Annotated in this window: 27 protein-coding genes; 25 read left to right on the plus strand and 2 right to left on the minus strand. The window is 41.8% G+C overall.

All coding sequences use genetic code 11. From position 1 onward, the window contains the following. The first annotated feature begins 68 nt into the window (after positions 1-68). The 11 genes from M1F37_RS03380 to M1F37_RS03430 all read left to right on the plus strand — a co-directional run bounded on the left by M1F37_RS03380 (position 69) and on the right by M1F37_RS03430 (position 8,111). Positions 69-776, plus strand: coding sequence for a glucosamine-6-phosphate deaminase (locus M1F37_RS03380; RefSeq protein WP_247934717.1), 708 nt, complete (start codon positions 69-71; stop codon positions 774-776). 142 nt (positions 777-918) lie between these two features. Then, the gene (gene rpsU, locus M1F37_RS03385; RefSeq protein ID WP_000048054.1) at positions 919-1,095 is read left to right on the plus strand and encodes a 30S ribosomal protein S21; all 177 of its coding nucleotides are present in this window, start codon (positions 919-921) and stop codon (positions 1,093-1,095) included. A 65-nt stretch (positions 1,096-1,160) separates the two neighbouring features. Continuing rightward, positions 1,161-2,123: a hypothetical protein gene (locus M1F37_RS03390; RefSeq protein ID WP_247934718.1), complete on the plus strand. Its 963-nt coding sequence runs from the start codon at positions 1,161-1,163 to the stop codon at positions 2,121-2,123. A 136-nt stretch (positions 2,124-2,259) separates the two neighbouring features. Continuing rightward, the gene (gene hprK / locus M1F37_RS03395) at positions 2,260-3,195 is read left to right on the plus strand and encodes an HPr(Ser) kinase/phosphatase (protein ID WP_247934719.1); all 936 of its coding nucleotides are present in this window, start codon (positions 2,260-2,262) and stop codon (positions 3,193-3,195) included. After that, positions 3,188-3,976, plus strand: a complete 789-nt coding sequence (gene lgt, locus M1F37_RS03400; RefSeq protein ID WP_247934720.1) for a prolipoprotein diacylglyceryl transferase — start codon at positions 3,188-3,190, stop codon at positions 3,974-3,976. The genes hprK and lgt overlap by 8 nt, the downstream gene beginning before the upstream one ends. After that, a complete protein-coding gene (locus M1F37_RS03405) occupies positions 3,977-4,360 on the plus strand; it encodes a DUF948 domain-containing protein (protein WP_000895040.1) in 384 nt (127 codons plus the stop codon). It abuts the gene before it with no gap. A gap of 15 nt (positions 4,361-4,375) precedes the next feature. Next, entirely contained in the window at positions 4,376-4,765 is a 390-nt protein-coding gene (locus M1F37_RS03410) for a YtxH domain-containing protein (RefSeq protein ID WP_247934721.1), read from the plus strand. An 83-nt stretch (positions 4,766-4,848) separates the two neighbouring features. Next, positions 4,849-5,979, plus strand: a complete 1,131-nt coding sequence (hemW, locus tag M1F37_RS03415) for a radical SAM family heme chaperone HemW (RefSeq protein ID WP_247934722.1) — start codon at positions 4,849-4,851, stop codon at positions 5,977-5,979. Between the two features lie 4 nt (positions 5,980-5,983). Continuing rightward, entirely contained in the window at positions 5,984-6,721 is a 738-nt protein-coding gene (locus M1F37_RS03420; protein ID WP_247934723.1) for an acyl-[acyl-carrier-protein] thioesterase, read from the plus strand. Positions 6,722-6,730: 9 nt separating this feature from the next. Then, on the plus strand, positions 6,731-7,504 hold the full coding sequence (locus M1F37_RS03425) for a TIGR01457 family HAD-type hydrolase (RefSeq protein ID WP_247934724.1): 774 nt from the start codon (positions 6,731-6,733) through the stop codon (positions 7,502-7,504). Then, positions 7,494-8,111 carry a TIGR01906 family membrane protein gene (locus tag M1F37_RS03430; protein ID WP_247934725.1) on the plus strand — a complete coding sequence of 206 codons (618 nt, stop codon included), beginning with the start codon at positions 7,494-7,496 and terminating at the stop codon, positions 8,109-8,111. The genes M1F37_RS03425 and M1F37_RS03430 overlap by 11 nt, the downstream gene beginning before the upstream one ends. A 99-nt stretch (positions 8,112-8,210) precedes the next feature. Here M1F37_RS03430 and M1F37_RS03435 read toward each other — a convergent pair whose 3' ends face one another. Continuing rightward, positions 8,211-8,369 (minus strand): hypothetical protein, encoded by a 159-nt coding sequence (locus tag M1F37_RS03435; RefSeq protein ID WP_247934726.1) that lies wholly within the window; start codon positions 8,367-8,369, stop codon positions 8,211-8,213. A gap of 148 nt (positions 8,370-8,517) precedes the next feature. Between M1F37_RS03435 and M1F37_RS03440 the strand changes: the two genes are divergently transcribed. From M1F37_RS03440 to M1F37_RS03490, 11 genes are all read left to right on the plus strand, one after another. Continuing rightward, the gene (locus tag M1F37_RS03440; RefSeq protein ID WP_247934727.1) at positions 8,518-8,919 is read left to right on the plus strand and encodes a Spx/MgsR family RNA polymerase-binding regulatory protein; all 402 of its coding nucleotides are present in this window, start codon (positions 8,518-8,520) and stop codon (positions 8,917-8,919) included. After that, positions 8,919-9,197 (plus strand): UPF0223 family protein, encoded by a 279-nt coding sequence (locus M1F37_RS03445; protein ID WP_247934728.1) that lies wholly within the window; start codon positions 8,919-8,921, stop codon positions 9,195-9,197. The genes M1F37_RS03440 and M1F37_RS03445 overlap by 1 nt, the downstream gene beginning before the upstream one ends. Further along, positions 9,187-9,960: an inositol monophosphatase family protein gene (locus tag M1F37_RS03450; protein WP_247934729.1), complete on the plus strand. Its 774-nt coding sequence runs from the start codon at positions 9,187-9,189 to the stop codon at positions 9,958-9,960. The genes M1F37_RS03445 and M1F37_RS03450 overlap by 11 nt, the downstream gene beginning before the upstream one ends. Continuing rightward, entirely contained in the window at positions 9,961-11,265 is a 1,305-nt protein-coding gene (locus M1F37_RS03455) for an RsmF rRNA methyltransferase first C-terminal domain-containing protein (RefSeq protein ID WP_247934730.1), read from the plus strand. It abuts the gene before it with no gap. A gap of 221 nt (positions 11,266-11,486) precedes the next feature. Next, entirely contained in the window at positions 11,487-12,365 is an 879-nt protein-coding gene (locus tag M1F37_RS03460) for a phosphate ABC transporter substrate-binding protein PstS (RefSeq protein ID WP_247934731.1), read from the plus strand. Beyond that, positions 12,365-13,282, plus strand: coding sequence for a phosphate ABC transporter permease subunit PstC (pstC, locus tag M1F37_RS03465; RefSeq protein ID WP_001070903.1), 918 nt, complete (start codon positions 12,365-12,367; stop codon positions 13,280-13,282). The genes M1F37_RS03460 and pstC overlap by 1 nt, the downstream gene beginning before the upstream one ends. Next, on the plus strand, positions 13,272-14,156 hold the full coding sequence (gene pstA / locus M1F37_RS03470; protein WP_000543046.1) for a phosphate ABC transporter permease PstA: 885 nt from the start codon (positions 13,272-13,274) through the stop codon (positions 14,154-14,156). The genes pstC and pstA overlap by 11 nt, the downstream gene beginning before the upstream one ends. A gap of 10 nt (positions 14,157-14,166) precedes the next feature. Then, complete coding sequence (gene pstB / locus M1F37_RS03475; protein ID WP_020900241.1) at positions 14,167-14,970, plus strand: phosphate ABC transporter ATP-binding protein PstB; 804 nt, start codon at positions 14,167-14,169, stop codon at positions 14,968-14,970. Positions 14,971-14,982: 12 nt separating this feature from the next. Continuing rightward, the gene (pstB, locus tag M1F37_RS03480; RefSeq protein WP_000133484.1) at positions 14,983-15,741 is read left to right on the plus strand and encodes a phosphate ABC transporter ATP-binding protein PstB; all 759 of its coding nucleotides are present in this window, start codon (positions 14,983-14,985) and stop codon (positions 15,739-15,741) included. Positions 15,742-15,752: 11 nt separating this feature from the next. Continuing rightward, entirely contained in the window at positions 15,753-16,406 is a 654-nt protein-coding gene (gene phoU / locus M1F37_RS03485; RefSeq protein ID WP_000946458.1) for a phosphate signaling complex protein PhoU, read from the plus strand. Positions 16,407-16,563: 157 nt separating this feature from the next. Further along, positions 16,564-17,379 carry an ABC transporter substrate-binding protein gene (locus tag M1F37_RS03490; protein ID WP_247934732.1) on the plus strand — a complete coding sequence of 272 codons (816 nt, stop codon included), beginning with the start codon at positions 16,564-16,566 and terminating at the stop codon, positions 17,377-17,379. Positions 17,380-17,399: 20 nt separating this feature from the next. Here the strand turns inward: M1F37_RS03490 and M1F37_RS03495 are convergent, their stop codons facing one another. Beyond that, positions 17,400-18,671 carry a PLP-dependent aminotransferase family protein gene (locus M1F37_RS03495; RefSeq protein ID WP_247934733.1) on the minus strand — a complete coding sequence of 424 codons (1,272 nt, stop codon included), beginning with the start codon at positions 18,669-18,671 and terminating at the stop codon, positions 17,400-17,402. Positions 18,672-18,812: 141 nt separating this feature from the next. On the opposite strand from M1F37_RS03495, the gene budA reads away from it, so the two are divergent. From budA to murB, 3 genes are all read left to right on the plus strand, one after another. Beyond that, positions 18,813-19,544 (plus strand): acetolactate decarboxylase, encoded by a 732-nt coding sequence (budA, locus tag M1F37_RS03500; protein ID WP_247934734.1) that lies wholly within the window; start codon positions 18,813-18,815, stop codon positions 19,542-19,544. A gap of 9 nt (positions 19,545-19,553) precedes the next feature. Further along, positions 19,554-20,306 (plus strand): YhfC family intramembrane metalloprotease, encoded by a 753-nt coding sequence (locus tag M1F37_RS03505; protein WP_247934735.1) that lies wholly within the window; start codon positions 19,554-19,556, stop codon positions 20,304-20,306. 114 nt (positions 20,307-20,420) lie between these two features. Then, positions 20,421-21,326 (plus strand): UDP-N-acetylmuramate dehydrogenase, encoded by a 906-nt coding sequence (gene murB / locus M1F37_RS03510; protein WP_247934736.1) that lies wholly within the window; start codon positions 20,421-20,423, stop codon positions 21,324-21,326. Positions 21,327-21,391: the final 65 nt, after the last annotated feature.

The raw sequence follows: 21,391 nt of genomic DNA on the forward strand, positions 1-21,391 counted from the left end.
TCGTTTTCACTTGACAAAAATTGGTCTATACCATATAATAAATATAGATTAAAACGGAGGATAAATAGATGAAAGTCATTAAAGTTGAAAACCAAGTCGAAGGTGGAAAAGTTGCTTTTGAGATTTTGAAGGAAAGGTTGGCAAATGGAGCTCAAACCCTAGGACTTGCGACAGGAAGCAGCCCACTGGAGTTTTACAAGGAAATCGTTGAGAGTGACCTTGATTTTTCAAAACTAACCAGTGTCAACCTTGATGAGTATGTAGGGCTTGATGGGGATAACCCACAGTCTTATCGTTACTTTATGCAAGAAAACTTGTTTAACCAAAAACCATTTAAAGAAAGTTTCTTGCCTCGTGGTGTTAAGGACAATGCTGAAGCTGAAGTTGAACGCTACAATCAAATTTTGGCTGACCATCCAGTTGACCTCCAAATCTTGGGAATCGGTCGCAATGGACACATCGGATTTAATGAACCTGGTACTCCATTTGACAGTCAAACGCATCTGGTAGAGCTTGACCAGTCGACTATCGAAGCCAATGCGCGCTTCTTTGACAAGATTGAAGACGTTCCAACCCAAGCCATTTCAATGGGGATTAAAAACATCTTGGATGCCAAGTCAATCCTTCTCTTTGCTTACGGTGAATCAAAAGCAGAAGCCATTGCCGGAACAGTGTCTGGCCCAGTGACTGAGAGTCTACCAGCAAGTAGCCTACAAAACCACCCTGATGTGACCATCATTGCAGATGCTGAAGCGCTCAGCTTACTTGAAAAATAAAAAAGTGAAACCCTTTGGAATGAGTGGTTTCAAGACTTGTATAAATGGCAGAAAAAATCAAAATTAAACCGCATTTTTCTTGACAATTATTCCTTTTACGTGTAAAATAGAATAGATCTTGAACTTGAAGGGAGTGAAAAAAATGTCTAAAACAGTAGTACGTAAGAATGAATCTCTTGACGACGCACTTCGTCGTTTCAAACGTGCGGTTACTAAAGCTGGTACTCTTCAAGAAACACGCAAACGTGAATTCTATGAAAAACCTTCTGTAAAACGTAAACGTAAATCAGAAGCAGCTCGTAAACGTAAAAAATTCTAATTAGAAATGAAAGGCTAGACTTGTCTAGTCTTTTTTTGCACATTGTATAGAGATAGGATGAACTTATGAAAGAGTATATAAAAGAATATCAAAAGATGCGCGAAGAACGTTTTAAGGATTGGGGTTATTATTCAAATCCTATAAACTGGCAGGAATTTGAAGAGTCTAATCAGAGGATTTTTCATAAGTATTTGAAGGATTCGAAAGTATTGTCTGATAGTGTTTTAAGGACAAAGTTGTACAGTAGCTTATTGCTAGATGATATCAAGTATTTTGCATACTATATAGCTTTTTTAGACGGAGATTATAAACAATTAAATAATGCTTTGTGGCAAGTTGGAAGAGACAAATTGATAAGAGGTGGTTTGCTTGCAAGTGCAACAATCTATACTGATGGTATTTTGAGAGGCTTATTTACCTCATTTGCATGTAATGATTTTTCAGTCATTTCATCTTATATACCAGAAGACTTGCCTTTACTGAAAGGAACCTATTATCCCCAAAACGTCATTAATCTTTTATACGCTCTTTATTATCAAGATGAAGATAGATTATCAGAGTCTATTATACTGGCACAACAGTTTCTCGAGAAGAAAAAACGAACAGGTATGGAAGAATTTTCTGTTCGGTATTTTATAAGTTTGGAAAGAAAAGATGCAGTTGCATTAAGTGACTCCTTGCAAAACTTATGCCTAGCTTATCAGAGACGGGGTTATCCTTTTGAAAAGATAGATAAATGCTTTGCTGATGAAGTTCATGGTCTCTATCGATTGGTGAAATATTTTGACCATTCGATGTTCGAAGAAGTTAGTATGCCGTCTCATAAGACTTTTCTGAAGGATTTTGAAAAATGGCAAGTCCGAAATCAGTTTCCACAAGGTCAACAGTTCTATACCTATCCTCAAGATATGGCTGATGCGAACAGAATATTAACAAAAGGTCTTCCAAGGATTTACTTAGAAAAATCTGGAAGGGACTTGGTGATAGACGTTGACCGATTTGCAGTAGACTTGTCTAGGTTAATTTAAAAGAGTACGAAAAGACTTCCTAGTCAAATCTTTTCCCAAGTAACATCAAATAAATACTCCAAAGCCTGCAAAAATCTGAAATATCCTCCTACAATTTGATATAATAGAGAGAAGAACTCATTTGAAGGAGGAAATGATGTCGGTTTTAGTAAAAGAAGTGATTGAAAAGCTTAGACTAGACATTGTCTATGGTGAACCAGAATTGCTTGAAAAGGAAATCAATACCGCGGACATTACGCGACCTGGTCTTGAAATGACAGGTTATTTTGACTACTACACACCAGAGCGAATCCAGCTCTTGGGAATGAAGGAGTGGTCTTATCTTGTTTCGATGTCCTCTCACAACCGTTACCAAGTCTTGAAAAAAATGTTTCTACCTGAGACGCCTGCGGTCATTGTTGCCCGTGGTTTGGTGATTCCAGAGGAGATGTTGAAGGCAGCCAGAGAATGTAAGATTGCCATTTTAACCAGCCGTACAGCTACTAGTCGTTTGTCTGGAGAATTATCTAGTTATCTGGATTCTCGTTTGGCAGAACGGACCAGTGTGCACGGTGTCTTGATGGATATCTATGGTATGGGTGTTTTGATTCAGGGAGATAGTGGCATCGGTAAGAGTGAAACAGGTCTGGAGCTTGTCAAACGTGGTCACCGCTTGGTGGCTGATGATCGTGTCGATATTTTTGCCAAGGATGAGATTACTCTTTGGGGCGAACCAGCCGAAATCTTGAAACACTTGATTGAAATTCGTGGGGTTGGGATTATCGATGTTATGAGTCTCTACGGAGCGAGTGCGGTCAAGGATTCTTCACAAGTCCAGCTAGCTGTTTACTTGGAAAATTATGATACACATAAGACCTTTGATCGTCTTGGAAATAATGCAGAGGAAATAGAAATTTCTGGTGTAGCTATTCCTCGTATCCGTATCCCGGTGAAAACAGGTCGTAATATCTCTGTTGTGATTGAGGCAGCTGCCATGAATTATCGTGCCAAGGAAATGGGCTTTGATGCTACGCGTTTGTTCGAAGAACGCTTGACAAATCTCATTGCTCAAAACGAGGTGCCTAATGCTTGATCCAATTGCTATTCATCTAGGTCCTCTAGCTATTCGATGGTATGCCTTGTGTATTGTCACAGGTTTGATTCTTGCGGTTTATTTGACCATGAAAGAAGCACCTAGAAAGAAGATCATCCCAGACGATATTTTAGATTTCATCTTGATCGCCTTTCCCTTGGCTATTTTAGGAGCTCGTCTTTACTACGTTATTTTCCGTTTTGATTACTATAGTCAGAACTTGGGAGAAATTTTTGCCATTTGGAATGGTGGTTTGGCCATTTACGGTGGTTTGATTACTGGGGCTCTTGTACTCTATATCTTTGCTGATCGTAAACTCATCAATACTTGGGATTTTCTAGATATTGCGGCGCCTAGCGTCATGATTGCCCAAAGTTTGGGTCGCTGGGGAAATTTCTTTAACCAAGAAGCTTATGGTGCAGCAGTGGATAATCTGAATTATCTACCTGCCTTTATCCGGGACCAGATGTATATCGAGGGGAGCTACCGTCAGCCAACCTTCCTTTATGAGTCTCTATGGAATCTGCTTGGATTTGCCTTGATTCTGATTTTTAGACGAAAATGGAAGAGCCTCAGACGAGGTCATATTACTGCTTTCTACTTGATTTGGTATGGTTTCGGTCGTATGGTTATCGAAGGTATGCGGACAGATAGCCTCATGTTCTTTGGCCTTCGAGTATCTCAATGGCTGTCAGTTGTCCTTATCGGTCTTGGTATTTTTATCATTCTATATCAAAATCGAAAGAAGGTCCCTTACTATGTTACAGAGGAGGAAAATTAAATGTTAGAAGTTGCATATATTCTTGTAGCCCTTGCTTTGATTGTATTTTTAGTGTATCTAATCATTACTGTACAAAAGCTTGGACGTGTTATCGATGAAACAGAAAAGACGATTAAAACCTTGACTTCAGATGTGGATGTGACCTTGCATCATACTAATGAATTATTGGCTAAGGTCAATGTCTTGGCAGATGATATCAATGTCAAGGTGGCAACGATTGATCCACTCTTCAGTGCTGTTGCAGATTTATCGCTATCTGTTTCAGACCTCAATGACCATGCGCGTGTCTTGAGCAAGAAAGCTTCATCAGCGGGTTCAAAAACACTCAAGACTGGTGCAAGTCTGTCAGCCCTTCGTCTTGCAAGTAAATTTTTCAAAAAATAAAAAAGGAGAATCCTTATGGGTAAACTATCCTCAATCCTTTTAGGAACCGTTTCAGGTGCAGCTCTTGCCTTGTTTTTAACAAGTGACAAAGGAAAACAAGTTTGCAGTCAGGCTCAAGATTTTCTAGATGATTTGCGAGAAAATCCAGAGTATGCCAAGGAGCAGGTCTGTGACAAACTGACAGAAGTCAAGGAGCAGGCTACAGATTTTGTTCTGAAAACTAAAGAACAGGTTGAGTCAGGTGAAATCACTGTGGACAGTGTACTTGCTCAAGCTAAATCATGCGCTTGTCAAGCGACAAAAGCATCAAAAGAAACCTTTAACAATCTCAAGGAGCAATGGCAAGAAAAGGCCGAAACTCTTGATGAATCAGAAGAGATTGTTATTGACATAACAGAAGAATAAACCATCACCATCTCTAGACGGACTTTGTATCTAGGGATGGTGATTTTTTTCTCGTAGCCTGTCTTTGTGGTATAATAATTACTATGCAGAAAAAACCAACGTCAGCCTATGTGCACATCCCATTTTGTACCCAGATTTGTTATTATTGTGACTTTTCAAAAGTGTTTATCAAGAATCAGCCAGTCGATAGCTATTTGGAGCATTTGTTAGCAGAATTTCAATCTTATGATATTCAAAAGTTGCGAACCCTCTACATCGGTGGTGGGACACCAACAGCCTTGTCAGCTTCGCAACTGGAGGTGTTATTGAAGGGCTTGACTAAAAACTTGGACTTGTCTGTCTTAGAAGAGTTGACCATTGAAGCCAATCCAGGCGACTTGGATGCGGATAAGATTACCGTTTTGAAAAACTCAGCTGTCAATCGTGTTTCGCTAGGTGTGCAGACCTTTGACGACAAGATGCTGAAAAAGATTGGGCGCAGTCATTTGGAGAAGGATATTTATGAAAATATCGACCGTCTCAAACTGGCTGGTTTTGACAATATCTCCATCGATTTGATTTATGCCTTACCTGGTCAGACCATGGAGCAGGTCAAGGAAAATGTGGCTAAAGCCATTGGGCTAGATATTCCCCATATGAGTTTGTATAGCTTGATTTTAGAAAATCATACTGTCTTTATGAACCGGATGCGACGAGGGAAATTGCCTCTGCCTAAGGAGGAACTGGAAGCTGAGATGTTTGAGTACATCATCGCAGAGCTGGAGCGAGCTGGTTTTGAGCATTATGAGATTTCCAATTTCTCCAAGCCTGGTTTTGAAAGTCGCCACAATCTCATGTACTGGGACAATGCTGAATACTATGGCATCGGTGCTGGGGCTTCTGGCTATGTCAATGGAGTACGCTATAAAAATCATGGTCCCGTTCGTCATTATCTCACTGCGGTTGAGGAAGGCAATACTCGCATCACCGAAGAACACCTGAGCCAAAAAGAGCAAATGGAAGAAGAAATGTTCCTAGGGCTTCGTAAGAAATCAGGGGTATCCATGGTGCGATTTGAGGAAAAATTTGGACGGTCTTTTGAAGGACTTTATGGAGAAATTGTCAGGGAATTGGTTCAACAAGGTCTCATGCAAATAGAGGGTGACCGAGTTCGCATGACAAAGAGAGGTCTCTTTTTGGGAGATACTGTAGCAGAACGATTTATTTTGGAGTAGGATGATGGGCTTAACTTATCAAATGAAAATAAAAATTCCTTTTGATATGGCTGATATGAACGGTCATATCAAACTTCCAGATGTGATTTTACTATCCCTACAAGTTTCAGGGATGCAGTCTATTGAACTGGGTGTTAGTGATAAGGCCATTTTAGAAAACTATAATCTGGTCTGGATTATCACAGACTATGATATTGAGGTGGCTCGTTTGCCTCGTTTTGCGGAAGAAATCACCATCGAAACGGAAGCCTTGAGCTACAATCGACTCTTTTGCTATCGTCGCTTTACCATTTATGATGAAGAGGGACAGGAACTCATCCACATGATGGCGACCTTTGTTCTTATGGATAGAGACAGTCGAAAAGTTCATGCAGTAGAACCTGAGATTGTGGCTCCTTACCAGTCTGAGTTTGATAAAAAAATGATTCGCGGGCCAAAGTATGCAAATCTAGAAGAGTCAATCAGTAAGGATTACCATGTCCGTTTTTACGACTTGGATATGAATGGTCATGTTAATAACAGTAAGTATCTGGACTGGATTTTTGAGGTTATGGGTGAGGATTTTTTGACCCACTATATTCCTCGAAAGATTAACCTCAAGTATGTCAAGGAAGTTCGACCAGGTGGGCTTATTACATCGGCTGTTGAACGGACTGGACTGGAAAGCAAGCATGAGATTACAAGCGACGGGGCTACTAATGCCCAAGCTATTATCACTTGGCAAGAAATAAAAAAGGATTAGGGAGAAAGTATGAAATATAAAGGCTATTTAATTGATTTAGACGGCACTATTTATAAGGGGAAAGATCGAATCCCGGCAGGAGAGGCTTTTGTCCATGAATTGCAAAAGCGGGACATTCCCTATCTCTTTGTGACTAACAATACAACCCGCACTCCTGAGAGTGTTCAGGAGATGTTGGCTCAGAATTTTAATATTGATACACCCCTATCGACTGTCTACACAGCGACCTTGGCAACTATCGACTATATGAATGACTTGGGTCTTGAAAAGACTGTCTATGTCATCGGAGAAGTAGGGCTAAAGGATGCTATCAAGGCGGCTGGATATGTGGAAGACAAGGAAAATCCTGCCTATGTAGTAGTTGGCCTGGACTGGCAAGTCGACTATGAAAAATTTGCCACAGCAACTCTTGCGATCCAAAAGGGTGCTCACTTTATCGGAACCAATCCTGACCTCAACATTCCGACAGAACGAGGGCTTTTACCTGGAGCAGGTTCACTGATTACCCTGCTTGAAGTAGCAACACGAGTGAAACCTGTTTATATAGGAAAACCAAATGCTATCATTATGGACAAGGCGGTTGAGCATCTAGGTTTGGAACGTGAAGAGTTAATCATGGTCGGGGACAATTACCTGACTGATATCCGGGCTGGGATTGACAATGGCATTCCAACGCTCTTGGTGACGACAGGTTTTACCAAGGCAGAAGAAGTAGCAGATCTACCAATCGCACCGACTTATGTGGTTTCTAGCCTTGCGGAGTGGGATTTTGATGAAAATTAAACTGACCTTTTGGAGCTCTATGCTTTTTCTCTTCTCTCTCTCAATCCTTCTGACCATTTATTTGGCTTGGATTTTTTATCCGTTGGAAATTCAGTGGCTGAACTTAACAGATCGCCTCTATCTAAAACCAGAAACCATTCAATACAACTTTCATATCTTGATGAATTACCTGACCAATCCTTTTAGTCAGGTCTTGCAGATGCCTGATTTTCGTTCGTCAGCAGCTGGTCTGCACCACTTTGCAGTGGTCAAGAACCTCTTTCACTTGGTTCAGCTAGTAGCCCTAATGACACTGCCAAGCTTCTATTTCTTTGTAAAAGGGATTGTGAAAAAAGGATTTCTATCTCTATTTAGTAAGGCGTTGTTCGCTTTAGTAATTTTACCTGTGTTGATTGGACTTGGGGGAGTTTTGATTGGTTTTGAGCAGTTCTTTACTCTTTTTCATCAAATTCTCTTTGTGGGAGATGATACCTGGCTTTTTGATCCAGCCAAGGATCCAGTTATTCTGATTTTGCCAGAGGCCTTCTTCCTCCATGCCTTCCTCCTCTTTTTTGCCCTCTATGAAAGCTTTTTTGGCTATCTATATCTAAAAAGTCGTAAGAAGTGAAAAGAAAGATGTTTTTAATTTGTATATATAAAAATGTATATCATTTGAAACCATCGTTAAGAGTGAATTAATACTCTTCGAAAATCTTTTCAAACCACGTCAGCTTCGCCTTGGATTATATATGTGACTGACTCCGTCAGCCTTATCTACAACCTCAAAGCAGTGTTTTGAGCTGACTTCGTCAGTTCTATCTGCAACCTCAAAACAGTGTTTTGAGCAACCTACGGCTAGCTTCCTAGTTTGCTCTTTGATTTTCATTGAGTATAGCCAAATCCAATTGCGTCAATCGTTCGCGAACAGTCTATTTTTCTTGAAAAAATAGGCTTTTTTTTCTAAAAATCCCTAGTCAAGCGCTTTATTTTTTTGTATAATAGAGGTAGCAAAGTATAGATAAGAAGAGAAAAGCATGATTACACTATTTCTATCACCGAGCTGTACTTCATGTCGTAAGGCAAAGGCCTGGTTAGAAAAACATAAGGTGCCCTTTGAGGAACACAATATTATGACCAGTCCTTTAACAAGAAAAGAATTGCAACACATCCTTTACTTGACCGAAAATGGTACTGATGACATCATTTCAACTCGTTCAAAAATTTTTCAAAAATTGAATATTGATGTAGAGAGTATCTCGGTATCGGAATTGCTTCATTTGATTGAGCAGTATCCAAGTCTTTTGCGTCGTCCGATTATTATCGATGCAAAACGTATGCAGATTGGTTTTAATGAAGATGAGATTCGTGCTTTTCTCCCTCGTAGTTACCGTAAGCAAGAACTAAAAGAAGCAAGAATGAGAGCTGGTATTAGTTAATGAACAAACAGTATAGTTACCCACTAGATTTGTCGTGGAGCACTGAAGAACTTGCTTCAGTGCTTTCTTTTTTTAATGATGTTGAAGCTGCCTATGAAGGCAAGGTAGAGGCTAAAAAGTTACTGGATTCCTATAAAGGATTCAAAGCGGTCGTGCCAAGTAAGAGCGAAGAAAAACGTTTGGGACGAGAATTTGAAACGGTTAGTGGCTATTCGTTTTACCGAGCAGTTCAGGCGGCTAAGGAAAAAGGGGAAGGAAAGATTTCTCTTGGAAAGTAAATTTGAATTTGCCAAAGAGCTTGTTAAAAAAGCGGGCCAGTACATCCTTGACCATATGCAGGAAGATTTGCAGATTGAGACCAAGACCTCTCCAACGGATTTGGTGACCAGACTGGACAAGGAAGTTCAGGAGCTATTGGTTGGTGAGATTCTATCCCGTTATCCTGAGGATAAGATTTGTGCTGAAGAAGGTTGTCTGAGAGCTTCGGTTCAAGAGGGCAAGGTTTGGGTCATTGATCCAATTGATGGCACCAATAACTTTGTAGCCCAGCAGGAAGATTTTGCTGTCATGATGGCTTATTTTGAAAATGGTCAAGGGCAGTTTGGTCTGATTTATGATGTGGTCAAAGGGGATTGTTACCATGGTGGTGGAGCCTTTCCAGTTTGTCGAAATGATAAGCCCCTAGCTCCCTTTAAAGCAAAACCTCTTGGAGATTTTCTCATTGCAGGAAATAGTGGTATGCTAGAAACTAATGAATGGGGCCTGGCTGATTTGAGTCGAGCTGTACTTGGTGTTCGTGTCTATGGGAGTGCGGCCATTAGTTTTGCCAAGATTTTGTCAGGGCGTTTGTTGACCTATGTCACTTATCTGCAACCATGGGATTATGCTGCCGCCAGTATTTTAGGGGAAAGTCTGGGTTATCGGGTTGTGACTCTTTCTGGTGAAACTCCTGATTTTCAAACCAGACAGGCGGTCATGATGGTGCCTCTTGAGATGCAAGAGGAAATTCAGTCCTATATTTACGAAAGGAAAAGAACTTAAATGCAATTTCCAGAAGGATTTGTTGAAAAATATGAAGAGATACTAGGAGATGAGGCAAGAGATTTTCTTGCCTCTTTTGAGGAGGAAGCGGTTTCGGCTTTTCGGGTCAATCCTTTAAAAGAAGCGCCAGTTTCCTTTCCTGATCCCATTCCTCAAACCCCTTGGGGCCACTATGGGAAGGTTTCAGGGAAATCTCCTGAGCATGCTACAGGTTTGGTTTATTCGCAAGAACCTGCTGCTCAGATAGTGGCTCAGGTAGCCCAGCCCAGTCCTGGAATGAAGGTCTTGGACTTGGCCGCTGCACCAGGTGGCAAATCAACTCAACTAGCAGCCTATCTAGCAGGTGAAGGTATCCTGGTTTCCAATGAAATTTCAAGCAAACGGGCTAAGATTTTAGTAGAAAACATGGAGCGCTTTGGAGCGACAAATGTTGTGGTGACCAATGAATCTGCTGACCGCTTGGCCAAGGTCTTTAAAGGCTATTTTGACCTCATTGTCCTTGATGCCCCTTGCTCTGGTGAAGGAATGTTTCGTAAGCAGCCAGATGCTATGGACTATTGGAGCTTAGATTATCCGAGTCAATGTGCTAGCTTGCAAAGAGAAATTCTAGCAGATGCAGTGACCATGCTAGCTGAAGGCGGTCGTTTGGTTTATTCAACCTGTACCTGGGCACCTGAGGAAAACGAAGAGATTGTCAATTGGCTACTGAAAGAGTATGATTTTGACTTGTTGCCAGTTGAACATATCAATGGAATGGTAGCTGGAATTGATTTGCCAGAAACAGCTCGGATGTACCCTCATCATTTTAAGGGAGAGGGGCAGTTTGTAGCCCATCTACAGTTTAAAGGTGAAAATCCAACCCCTAAATGTAAGGCAAGTAAGAGCAATCTCAGCCGTGAACAAGTTGCCTTGTGGCAGGAATTTGCCCAAAAACACTTGAAGGTTAATCTACTGGGCATCTTGCAGACTTTTGGAGACCAACTCTATCTCTTGCCAGAACTCTTGCCAGATTTAGGGAAACTCAAGATTGCTCGCAATGGACTGCATCTGGGTACCTTTAAGAAGAAACGCTTTGAACCCAGTTTTGCTCTTGGTCTAGCCTTGAAACCGAGTCAGGTCGAGCAGTCGGTTGAAATTGACCAAGAAGAGTTTGTAAAGTATGCGGCTGGAGAAACTGTTCAGCTGGCGGAAAGTCTGCCAAATGGTTGGTACCAAGTTTTAGTTCAAGGCAATGGTTTGGGCTTTGCAAAGGTGACTGGAAATGTTTTGAAAAATTATTTTCCAAAAGGCCTCAGATTCAAGTGAAAATGCTAGTCAAAGTAGCTTGTCTATGTTATAGTGGAAGTATGGATTTTTTTCAAATTGTCTTTCATTTTAAGTCAAAATTGGTGGAGAAGGAAACTAAGCAAATTTCTAGTAAAACTAAGCTAGCAACTTCAGTTGGCTCCCAATTTTAAAAAGGAAAAACATAAATAAATAGTTGAAAAAATTCACAGCATTCACCATTATTTTCAAGGAGAAAAACAGTGAAAAAAAGGAAAAAACTCGCTCTATCCCTTGCGGCTCTTTTGCTAGCAGGTTCTTTGGCGGGATGCGCTAGCTGGATTGATCGTGGAGAATCCATGACAGCTGTTGGCTCAACGGCTCTTCAGCCCTTGGTCGAAGCAGCAGCAGATGAATTTGGCTCTATGCACGTTGGAAAAACAGTCAACGTCCAAGGTGGAGGGTCTGGTACAGGTCTGTCTCAGGTTCAGTCTGGAGCAGTTGATGTAGGAAATTCAGACGTATTTGCCGAGGAAAAAGACGGGATAGACGCCTCTGCCTTAGTTGACCACAAGGTAGCTGTTGCGGGTATAGCTGTTATCATCAATAAAGAAGTAGATGTTGATAATCTTACGACAGAACAACTTCGCAAAATTTTTACAGGTAAAATTACCAACTGGAAAGAAGTCGGTGGCAAAGACCTAGCCATTTCTATTATTAACCGTGCGGCAAGTTCTGGTTCGCGTGCAACCTTTGATAGTGTTATCATGGATGGCCAATCTGCTATGCAGAGTCAAGAACAAGATTCAAACGGAATGGTTAAATCCATTGTTTCTCAAACACCAGGAGCCATTTCTTACTTAGCCTTCGCCTATGTTGATGATTCAGTAGCGACTATCAAACTCAATGGTTATGAGCCAATCTCAGAAAACGTTACAACTAACAATTGGCCTTTATGGTCTTATGAACACATGTACACCCTAGGTCAGCCAAATGAATTGGTGGCAGAATTCCTCAACTTTGTCCTCTCAGATGAAGCGCAAAGTGGAATCGTTAAGGGAATGGGCTATATTTCTGTTAAGGAAATGAAGGTTGAAAAAGATGCTGTAGGAACGGTGACAGCACTAGAAGGGAGTCAATAATGAATCAAGAAGAATTAGCTAAAAAATTACTTTCTCCCTCAAAGAACTCTCGTCTAGAGAAACTAGGAAAAGGATTGACCTTTGCCTGTCTGTCTTTGATTGTCATCATTGTGGCTATGATTTTGATTTTCGTGGCTCAGAAAGGCTTATCGACCTTCTTTGTTAATGGAGTCAACATTTTTGATTTCCTATTTGGACAGACTTGGAATCCTTCTGGGAAACAATTCGGTGCCCTTCCAATGATTTTGGGTTCCTTTATTGTCACAATTCTATCAGCCCTTATCGCAACTCCATTTGCTATTGGTGCGGCAGTCTTTATGACCGAGGTTTCACCAAAAGGTGCTAGAATCTTGCAACCAGCTATTGAACTCTTAGTCGGAATTCCTTCAGTCGTTTATGGATTTATCGGTTTGCAGGTCGTAGTTCCTTTTGTCCGCAGTGTATTTGGTGGTACTGGTTTTGGGATTTTGTCAGGGATTTTCGTTCTCTTTGTCATGATTTTACCGACGGTAACCTTTATGACAACCGATAGCTTGCGTGCGGTACCTCGTCACTACCGCGAAGCTAGCTTGGCTATGGGGGCTACTCGTTGGCAAACCATCTGGCGCGTGACCTTGAAGGCAGCGCGTTCAGGGATTTTCACAGCAGTGGTCTTTGGGATGGCGCGTGCCTTTGGGGAGGCCTTGGCTATTCAGATGGTGGTCGGAAACTCAGCCGTTGTCCCAACTTCACTAACAACACCTGCTGCGACCTTGACCTCTGTTTTGACCATGGGTATTGGAAATACCGTTATGGGAACAGTTGACAATAACGTTCTCTGGTCACTGGCCTTAGTCTTGCTTTTGATGAGTTTGGCCTTCAACAGTGTCATTAAATTGATTACGAAAGAAAGAGGAAAGAAAAACTATGCACGCTAAGAAATTAGATAAAATTGCAACAGCTGTCCTCTACTCAATTGCAGGAATTATTGTTGCCATCTTGGCATCCTTGATTCTTTATATCTTGGTTCGTGGATTGCCCCACATCTCTTGGTCTTTCTTGACTGGCAAATCATCTTCCTACCAAGCAGGTGGAGGGATTGGAATTCAGCTCTATAATTCCTTCTTCCTTCTGGTTATTACCTTGATTATCTCTGTGCCCTTATCTATGGGAGCTGGGATTTTCCTAGCTGAATATGCTAAAAAAGGTCCTGTGACCAACTTTGTCAGAACCTGTATTGAAATCTTGTCTTCACTACCATCAGTGGTTGTTGGTCTCTTTGGTTACTTGATCTTTGTAGTTCAGTTTGAGTATGGATTTTCAATCATCTCAGGTGCCTTGGCCTTGACAGTCTTTAACCTGCCTCAGATGACTCGTAATGTTGAGGACAGCTTGAAACACGTTCACCATACGCAACGTGAGGCTGGTCTGGCCCTTGGAATTTCTCGTTGGGAGACTGTGGTTCATGTGGTTATTCCAGAAGCTCTTCCAGGTATCGTAACGGGGGTTGTCTTGGCCTCTGGTCGTATCTTTGGTGAGGCTGCTGCTCTCATCTATACAGCAGGACAATCCGCTCCAGCTCTGGACTGGTCTAACTGGAATATTCTCAGTGTGACCAGCCCAATCTCTATCTTCCGTCAAGCAGAAACCTTGGCTGTCCACATCTGGAAAGTCAACAGTGAAGGAACCATTCCAGATGGGACCATCGTATCAGCAGGTTCTGCAGCCGTGCTCCTCATCTTTATCCTCATCTTTAACTTTGGAGCTCGCAAACTCGGAAGCTACCTACATAAGAAATTAACCGCTGCCTAAAGGAGAAGCCATGTCAAAATATAATTGGGATGAAAAGCATATCATCACCTTTCCTGAAGAGAAAGTGGCCCTCTCTACTAAGGATTTACATGTTTACTACGGTAAAAAAGAATCCATCAAGGGCATCGATATGCAATTTGAAAAAAATAAAATTACAGCCTTAATTGGCCCTTCTGGTTCAGGGAAGTCAACCTACCTCCGCAGTCTCAACCGTATGAATGATACCATTGATATTGCCAAGGTAACAGGTCAAATTCTTTATCAAGGGATTGACGTCAACCGTCCAGAAATCAATGTCTATGAGATGCGTAAGCACATCGGAATGGTTTTCCAACGCCCAAATCCCTTTGCCAAGTCTATCTACCGCAATATCACTTTTGCCCATGAACGTGCAGGGGTTAAGGACAAGCAAGTCTTGGATGAAATTGTGGAAACCTCTCTTCGTCAGGCGGCCCTTTGGGACCAAGTCAAAGACGATTTGCACAAGTCAGCCTTGACCCTATCAGGAGGTCAGCAGCAGCGTCTCTGTATCGCTCGTGCTATCTCTGTTAAACCAGATATTCTTTTGATGGATGAGCCTGCGTCAGCCTTGGATCCGATTGCGACAGCCCAGCTGGAAGAAACCATGTTGGAATTGAAGAAGGACTTTACCATCATCATCGTGACCCACAGTATGCAGCAGGCTGCGCGTGCTAGTGATTACACAGGATTTTTCTACTTGGGTGACTTGATCGAGTACGATAAGACCTCTAATATTTTCCAAAATGCAAAATTACAGTCAACCAATGACTACGTAACAGGACACTTTGGATAGAAAGGAAACAGTATGACAGAAGCGATTTTACAGGTGTCAGACCTGTCCGTTTACTACAATCAAAAGAAGGCCTTGAATAGTGTTTCCCTATCTTTCCAACCCAAGGAAATTACAGCTTTGATCGGTCCATCTGGGTCAGGGAAGTCAACCCTTCTCAAGGCTATCAACCGCATGGGGGATCTCAATCCAGAGGTGACTACAACTGGTTCGGTGGTTTACAACGGCCACAACATTTACAGTCCACGTACAGATACAGTTGAATTGCGCAAGGAAATCGGTATGGTTTTCCAACAACCAAATCCCTTCCCTATGTCTATCTATGAAAATGTTGTTTACGGGCTTCGTATCAATGGAGTTAAGGACAAGCAGGTTCTGGATGAAGCAGTAGAAAAAGCCTTGCAACGAGCTTCCATTTGGGATGAGGTTAAGGACCGCCTGCATGATTCAGCTATCGGGCTTTCAGGTGGACAACAGCAACGTGTCTGTGTTGCCCGTGTCTTGGCAACCAGTCCTAAAATCATCCTCTTGGATGAACCAACTTCAGCCTTGGACCCTATCTCTGCTGGTAAGATTGAGGAAACCTTGTATGGCTTAAAAGATAAATACACCATGCTCTTGGTTACGCGTTCCATGCAACAAGCTTCTCGCATCTCTGACAAGACAGGATTTTTCCTAGATGGAGATTTAATCGAGTTTAATGATACCAAGAAGATGTTCCTCAACCCACAACACAAGGAAACAGAAGATTATATTTCAGGAAAATTTGGATAAGGAGATAAAAGATGTTACGTTCTCAATTTGAGGAAGATTTAGAGAAATTGCACAACCAGTTCTATGCTATGGGACAAGAAGTGCTATCCCAAATCAATCGTACGGTACGTGCCTTTGTTACGCATGACCGTGATTTGGCTAAAGAAGTCATCGAAGACGATGCAGAAGTAAACGAATACGAAGTGAAATTGGAGAAAAAATCATTTGAAATGATTGCCCTTCAACAACCCGTTTCTCAAGACTTGCGTACAGTTTTAACAGTTTTAAAAGCCGTATCTGACTTGGAGCGTATGGGTGACCATGCTGTTTCCATTGCAAAAGCAGCCATTCGTATGAAGGGAGAGCAACGTATCCCGGCTGTTGAAGAAGAAATCAAGAGAATGGGTCGCGATGTCAAAAACTTCGTCGAAGCAGCCCTTGAACTTTATCTGAATGGTTCAGTAGACCAGGCCTATGAAGTAGCAGCCATGGACGAAAAAATCAACCATTACTTTGATAGCATTCGTGACTTGGCTACAGAAGAAATCAAGAAAAATCCAGATGCCATCGTTACAGGACGTGATTACTTCCAAGTAATTGCCTTCTTGGAACGCATTGGAGATTATGCCAAAAATATCTGTGAATGGGTTGTTTACTTTGAAACAGGTAAGATTGTCGAACTATAAAATAGGATAGTTTTGTATAAAAAGGAGCTTGAAATCAACTGATGGCTCCTTTTCTTGAATGAAAAAAATATTTTTAAGATAAAAATTCAATAAACACTTGACAAGCACCTTGGATAGCGTTATAATTATACAAAATTAACAGAGAGGTTGTTTATTTATGAAATTTAAAAAATGGATATTTGTTTTATGTAGTTTTCTTGCAAGCTTCTTCTTAGTTGCTTGTCAGTCAGGTGCTAATGGTTCTCAGTCAGCTCTTGAGGCCATTAAGCAAAAGGGGAAATTAGTTGTAGCGACTAGTCCTGACTATGCACCCTTTGAATTCCAAGCATTGGTTGACGGAAAAAACCAGGTAGTCGGTGCGGATATTGATATGGCCCAAGCGATTGCGGATGAACTTGGGGTTAAGTTGGAAATCTCAAGCATGAGTTTTGATAATGTCTTGACCAGTCTTCAAACTGGTAAGGCTGACCTAGCAGTTGCGGGAATTAGCGCTACTGACGAGAGAAAAGAAGTCTTTGATTTTTCAATCCCTTACTATGAAAACAAGATTAGTTTCTTAGTTCGTAAGGCTGATGTAGAAAAATACAAGGATTTAACAAGCCTTGAAAGTGCTAATATTGCAGCCCAAAAAGGGACTGTTCCAGAATCAATGGTCAAGGAACAATTGCCAAAAGCTCAATTGACATCCTTAACAAATATGGGTGAAGCAGTCAATGAATTGCAGGCTGGAAAAGTAGATGCTGTTCATATGGATGAACCTGTTGCGCTTAGCTATGCTGCTAAAAATGCCGACCTAGCTGTCGCAACTGTCAGCTTGAAGATGAAAGACGGCGAAGCTAATGCAGTTGCCCTTAGAAAAAATAGTGCTGATTTGAAAGAAGTGGTGGACAAGGTCATCCAAAAACTCAAGGATGACGGCACCTACCAAAAATATCTTGAAAAAGCAGCAAGCCTAACAGAAGTTGAACAATAAGAAAAAAGCAGAGTTGGAGGTCAATCCAATTCTGCTTTTAAATAGTTTAAAACATTTTCCAGATTGTCTAAGGAAACCTTGGCAAATTGATAAGGACAGGCATCCAAGTAAGCCTCTTCAAAGAAGTCTAAGCCCAGTTGGCTGTGTTTGAGACTGGCGATTTTAGGATATTGTCTCAGATCGAGCAATAAACCATCGTGTAGGGGAAAGTGAGGAAGGGGACAAGGAGTGTTAGCTAGTCTTTCCTCGAGTTGTTTTTGGTAAGCTTCCTGATTGGACAAGCGAGCCAAACGATTTTTCTCAAACAATTGACTGTCAATATAGAGTGACAGGGCCTTTTGCATGATGAGGTTACTGTCGTAGTCTAGGATATTTTTGTAGGCCACAAAGGCTTCCTTGATAGCATTTGGAAGAATGAGTGCAGTTATCCGCAGGGCTGGAAAGAGGCTGGTTGAGAAGGACTTGATATAAATGACGCGCTCCTCTGTATCCAGATAGTGGAAGGTCTGGCCTTTCTTGGAGTCTAAATCCCCTAGATAGTCGTCCTCTACGATATAGACACCATACTTGGTAGCTAAGTCAAGAATAGTCCGTTTGTCCTGTTCTGAATAGGAATGCCCCAGAGGATAGTGGAAGCGAGGAATAGTGTAGAAAAACTTGATTTTTCCTGTCTTGAAATGGTCTTCCAGTTCCTCCAAGTCAATCCCATCAATGCCTCGTTCAATCGTTTGATGGTCCAATCCCTGAGCAATCAAGAGACGATTCATCCGATGGTAGGTCGGCTGTTCCACCAAGATTTCCTTTGCTTGGCTTGGAAAGGATATTTGAGAAAGGATAAACAAGGCTTGTTGGGTTCCAGAAGTCAATACCAGCTGGTCAGCCTTGCAGTAGAGGGCTTGGTCAAAGAGGAGATGGTGAATGGACTGTCTTAGGTCTTCTAATCCTTCTTGGTTGTCATAGTAGTTGAAGAGGTAGTTTTCCCGGCCAATCAAGGTTTCATTGACACAGAGTCGAAAATCGTCATAGGCGCTGGCATGTTCGTCAGTGACTTCGATTTCTAGGTCCTGGTGTTGTCCTTGTTCTAGAACATAATAGCCACTCTGGGGCTTGGCATAGAGGTATTGTTCGTGCCGTAATTCCAGCAGGGCTCGTTGAATGGTGTCCTTGCTACAGTGAAAGTCCAGGCTCAGTTGACGGATAGAAGGCAGGCGACTTCCCGTAGGAAAGTGTCCAGACTCGATGCCATTTTTCAGAAAAGATATGACCTCTTGGTACTTGCTTTGTTTCTTCATTCCAGACCTCCCTTGATTTTGTTACATTGTACCCTTTTTTTTTCTTCTTGGCAATGTCTAGAGTGTTTCTCTCGTTCACATCTAGGGGCAAATGTGGTATACTTAGGAGTAACATTTATAGAATAACAGACAAGAAAGTGAATGGATAAGAACGTGCAGGAACCAGTGAAATTATTTCAATACAATACCCTTGGAGCCTTGATGGCCGGCCTTTATGGTGGTTCCATGACAGTAGGAGAATTGCTAGAGCATGGTGACCTTGGTTTAGGAACCTTGGATTCCATTGATGGGGAATTGATTGTTTTAGATGGCAAGGCTTATCAGGCCAAAGGGTCAGGAGACCAGCCAGAAATTGTGGAAGTATCACCAGATGCCCTTATTCCTTATGCAGCAGTAGTACCGCATCAGGCAGAGGTTATTTTCCGACAGCGCTTTGAGATGACAGACAAGGAATTGGAAGAGCGAATCGAGTCTTATTATGATGGGGAAAATCTTTTCCGCTCTATCAAGATTCGTGGGGAATTTTCACATATGCATGTGCGCATGATTCCCAAGTCGACACCAGATACCAAGTTTGCTGAGGTTGCAACCCATCAACCGGAATATAGTCGTGACAATGTTGCGGGTACCATTGTTGGTTTCTGGACGCCAGAGATTTTCCATGGAGTTAGTGTGGCAGGCTATCATCTGCACTTCATCTCAGATGATTTGACCTTTGGTGGGCATGTCATGGACTTTGTCATCAAGGAAGGCATTATCGAGGTAGGAGCTGTTGACCAGTTGGACCAACGTTTCCCAGTCCAAGATCGTCAATACTTGTTTGCTAAGTTCAATGTTGACGAGATGAAAAAAGATATTGAAAAGGCAGAATAGGAGAAGATGATGACCATTCATATTATCATTACCATGGTGCTGTTGCTGGCTCTTTTGATAGGGAGCATTTGGTATGCCAAAAAGAAATACCAGATTAACCTAGCTGTCTTGGGCTTGGGGGCTGTAGCCTTCTTTGTCTCTTCACAGATTTTGGAAAAACTGGTGCATATCTTGGTTTTGCATCCTCAAAAAGACGGTAGTATTGCCCTTTTGCAGGACCATCCACTTCTCTATATCATCTATGGTTTAGCCATGGCAGCCCTTTTTGAGGAAACTGCTCGTCTTATTTTCTTCAAATGGTTGGAGAAAAAGAGAAGTTTGGAAAAGGCAGACGCTTTGGCCTATGGACTAGGGCACGGTGGCTTGGAATTGATTTTCCTTGGCCTTACTAGTTTGCTTAATCTCTACATCGTTCTCTCAGCAGTTCAAACTCAGAATCCACAGGTCATGCAATTGCTGTCTGAAAATATGTTGAAAACTATCCAGTCACTGTCTGTCTGGCAGATTTATTTGCTTGGTTTTGAACGGATTTTGGCCCTAGGCTTCCAATTACTCTTGACTGTTTGGGTTTACCAAGCTGTTCGCCAGAAGAAATGGATTTATCTCCTAGCAGCCTATGGCCTACATGCCTTCTTTGACCTAGCTCCATCTCTAGCCCAAGTTGGCTGGCTGACAAGTCCAGTCTTGGTTGAAGTGCTTCTACTAGTTGAACTGATCCTAGTTACCTATGGAACCAAGGCAATCTTTTGCAAAAAATTATAAGAAAAAGAGGGCAACCTCTTTTTCTTATTTAAGAACTAACCAAGTTTTTTTTATGGTCGTCAAATGGTCTTAAAAATGGTATAATGGAATGAATTTTGTAAAAGGAAGAGTAACATGTCAGTAAAAGAAAAAATGCTTGAAATCTTAGAAGGGATTGATATCCGTTTTAAGGAACCCTTGCATAGCTATAGTTATACAAAAGTAGGTGGAGAGGCTGATTATCTGGTCTTTCCACGAAATCGTTTTGAGTTGGCTCGTGTTGTTAAATTTGCCAATCAAGAAAATATCCCTTGGATGGTTCTTGGAAATGCCAGCAACATCATCGTTCGTGATGGTGGGATTCGTGGATTTGTCATCTTGTGTGACAAGCTCAATAACGTTTCGGTTGATGGCTATACCATCGAAGCAGAAGCTGGTGCCAACTTGATTGAAACAACTCGCATTGCCCTGCGCCATAGTTTGACTGGCTTTGAATTTGCTTGTGGCATTCCAGGAAGTGTTGGTGGAGCTGTCTTTATGAATGCGGGTGCATATGGTGGCGAGATTGCCCATATCTTACAGTCTTGCAAGGTCTTGACCAAGGATGGAGAAATAGAAACCTTGTCTGCCAAGGATTTGGCTTTTGGTTACCGCCATTCAGCCATTCAGGAGTCTGGTGCAGTTGTCTTGTCAGCTAAATTTGCCCTTGCTCCAGGAAATCATCAGGTTATCAATCAAGAAATGGACCGTTTGACGCACCTACGTGAACTCAAGCAACCTTTAGAATACCCATCTTGTGGTTCGGTCTTTAAGCGTCCAGTGGGGCATTTTGCGGGTCAATTAATTTCAGAAGCTGGCTTGAAAGGCTATCGTATCGGTGGTGTTGAAGTATCTGAAAAGCACGCTGGTTTCATGATTAATGTCGCTGACGGAACGGCTAAAGACTACGAGGACTTGATTGAGTCTGTGATTGAAAAAGTTAAGGAACACTCAGGCGTCACTCTTGAGAGAGAAGTCCGTATCTTGGGTGAAAGTAAGTAGGAAGTTTTAGTTGAAAAAGCTGCTGCTATGTCATGGAAAGGGGGTGAAAGCCTATCGTTAGCGCA

Origin of the sequence: Streptococcus mitis, from assembly GCF_023109105.1 — a bacterium.
Classification (GTDB): domain Bacteria; phylum Bacillota; class Bacilli; order Lactobacillales; family Streptococcaceae; genus Streptococcus; species Streptococcus mitis_BW.

Excerpts from the sequence above, each read along its gene's own strand:
- M1F37_RS03380 (WP_247934717.1), top strand. The coding sequence starts at position 69 with ATGAAAGTCATTAAAGTTGAAAACCAAGTCGAAGGTGGAAAAGTTGCT.
- rpsU (WP_000048054.1), top strand. The coding sequence starts at position 919 with ATGTCTAAAACAGTAGTACGTAAGAATGAATCTCTTGACGACGCACTT.
- M1F37_RS03390 (WP_247934718.1), top strand. The coding sequence starts at position 1,161 with ATGAAAGAGTATATAAAAGAATATCAAAAGATGCGCGAAGAACGTTTT.
- hprK (WP_247934719.1), top strand. The coding sequence starts at position 2,260 with ATGTCGGTTTTAGTAAAAGAAGTGATTGAAAAGCTTAGACTAGACATT.
- lgt (WP_247934720.1), top strand. The coding sequence starts at position 3,188 with ATGCTTGATCCAATTGCTATTCATCTAGGTCCTCTAGCTATTCGATGG.
- M1F37_RS03405 (WP_000895040.1), top strand. The coding sequence starts at position 3,977 with ATGTTAGAAGTTGCATATATTCTTGTAGCCCTTGCTTTGATTGTATTT.
- M1F37_RS03410 (WP_247934721.1), top strand. The coding sequence starts at position 4,376 with ATGGGTAAACTATCCTCAATCCTTTTAGGAACCGTTTCAGGTGCAGCT.
- hemW (WP_247934722.1), top strand. The coding sequence starts at position 4,849 with ATGCAGAAAAAACCAACGTCAGCCTATGTGCACATCCCATTTTGTACC.
- M1F37_RS03420 (WP_247934723.1), top strand. The coding sequence starts at position 5,984 with ATGGGCTTAACTTATCAAATGAAAATAAAAATTCCTTTTGATATGGCT.
- M1F37_RS03425 (WP_247934724.1), top strand. The coding sequence starts at position 6,731 with ATGAAATATAAAGGCTATTTAATTGATTTAGACGGCACTATTTATAAG.
- M1F37_RS03430 (WP_247934725.1), top strand. The coding sequence starts at position 7,494 with ATGAAAATTAAACTGACCTTTTGGAGCTCTATGCTTTTTCTCTTCTCT.
- M1F37_RS03435 (WP_247934726.1), bottom strand. The coding sequence starts at position 8,369 with ATGAAAATCAAAGAGCAAACTAGGAAGCTAGCCGTAGGTTGCTCAAAA.
- M1F37_RS03440 (WP_247934727.1), top strand. The coding sequence starts at position 8,518 with ATGATTACACTATTTCTATCACCGAGCTGTACTTCATGTCGTAAGGCA.
- M1F37_RS03445 (WP_247934728.1), top strand. The coding sequence starts at position 8,919 with ATGAACAAACAGTATAGTTACCCACTAGATTTGTCGTGGAGCACTGAA.
- M1F37_RS03455 (WP_247934730.1), top strand. The coding sequence starts at position 9,961 with ATGCAATTTCCAGAAGGATTTGTTGAAAAATATGAAGAGATACTAGGA.
- pstC (WP_001070903.1), top strand. The coding sequence starts at position 12,365 with ATGAATCAAGAAGAATTAGCTAAAAAATTACTTTCTCCCTCAAAGAAC.
- pstA (WP_000543046.1), top strand. The coding sequence starts at position 13,272 with ATGCACGCTAAGAAATTAGATAAAATTGCAACAGCTGTCCTCTACTCA.
- pstB (WP_020900241.1), top strand. The coding sequence starts at position 14,167 with ATGTCAAAATATAATTGGGATGAAAAGCATATCATCACCTTTCCTGAA.
- pstB (WP_000133484.1), top strand. The coding sequence starts at position 14,983 with ATGACAGAAGCGATTTTACAGGTGTCAGACCTGTCCGTTTACTACAAT.
- phoU (WP_000946458.1), top strand. The coding sequence starts at position 15,753 with ATGTTACGTTCTCAATTTGAGGAAGATTTAGAGAAATTGCACAACCAG.
- M1F37_RS03490 (WP_247934732.1), top strand. The coding sequence starts at position 16,564 with ATGAAATTTAAAAAATGGATATTTGTTTTATGTAGTTTTCTTGCAAGC.
- M1F37_RS03495 (WP_247934733.1), bottom strand. The coding sequence starts at position 18,671 with ATGAAGAAACAAAGCAAGTACCAAGAGGTCATATCTTTTCTGAAAAAT.
- budA (WP_247934734.1), top strand. The coding sequence starts at position 18,813 with ATGGATAAGAACGTGCAGGAACCAGTGAAATTATTTCAATACAATACC.
- M1F37_RS03505 (WP_247934735.1), top strand. The coding sequence starts at position 19,554 with ATGACCATTCATATTATCATTACCATGGTGCTGTTGCTGGCTCTTTTG.
- murB (WP_247934736.1), top strand. The coding sequence starts at position 20,421 with ATGTCAGTAAAAGAAAAAATGCTTGAAATCTTAGAAGGGATTGATATC.